This is a genomic window from Streptomyces muensis (assembly GCF_021474425.1).
Taxonomy (GTDB): domain Bacteria; phylum Actinomycetota; class Actinomycetes; order Streptomycetales; family Streptomycetaceae; genus Streptomyces; species Streptomyces muensis.
In genome coordinates, this window is sequence record NZ_JAKEIP010000607.1 from 1 (window position 1) to 897 (window position 897).

General features: G+C 75.5%; 1 protein-coding gene. It reads right to left on the reverse strand.

Annotated features, from left to right (window positions below; all coding sequences use genetic code 11):
• The coding region (locus L0P92_RS44680) for a maltotransferase domain-containing protein (RefSeq protein WP_237696790.1) at nt 1-897 on the reverse strand (897 nt) is incomplete at both ends.

An 897-nucleotide genomic window follows, 5' to 3' on the forward strand; every position in this document is an offset into this window, starting at 1 on the left:
GCGTCGTGGCCGCCCTCGGGGGAGCCGATCGCCCAGGGCACGCCGGGGTCGTCGGGGCCGGCGGAGAGGGTGTTGTTCGGGCCCTTGCGGAAGGTGGTGCCGATGGGGTGGATCGGCGGGAGGTAGACGACGTCGAAGCCCATCGAGGCGATGGCGGGCAGCCGGTGGGCGGCGGTGCGGAAGGTGCCGTGGGGCTGTTGCGGGGTGCCCTCGGAGCGGGGGAAGAATTCGTACCAGGAGCCGAACAACGCCCGCTCGCGCTCGACCAGCAACGGCAGCGGGTCCGACGCCGTGACCAGGTCCCGTAGCGGATACCGGCCCAGCACCGCGTCGACCTCGGGTGTCAGCGCGGCGGCCAACCGCCAGGCGGCGGGGCGGTTCTCGTCCCGCAGGGCCTCGACGGCCGTCAGGACCACGGACCGCCCCGCGCTCTCGGGCACGTCGGCGGCCGCGCGCTCGTACAGCCGCGCGCCCTCCTCCAGGACCAGCTCCGTGTCCATCCCGGCCGGGATCTTGATCCGGGCGTGGTGGCGCCAGGTGGTGACCGGGTCGCCCCAGGCCTCGACCCGGTAGGTCCAGTGGCCGGGCTCGCCGGCGGTGACGGTGGCGCCCCAGCGGTCGGTGCCGGGGGCGAGTTCACGCATCGGTGTCCACGGGCCCGGGCGGCCGTCCGGGTCGGTCAGCACGACATTGGCGGCAACGGCGTCATGGCCCTCGCGGAACACGGTCGCCGAGACCTCGAAGCTCTCGCCGGTCACCGCCTTCGCGGGCCTGCGTCCGTGCTGGACGACCGGGCGGACGTCCAGCACGGGTATGCGCCCGACACCGCCGGGCGTGTCGCTCGCGGAGGTGCGCCGGGGGGTCGGCGGGCCGGGGTCGGCGGTGACGGTGTGGGGG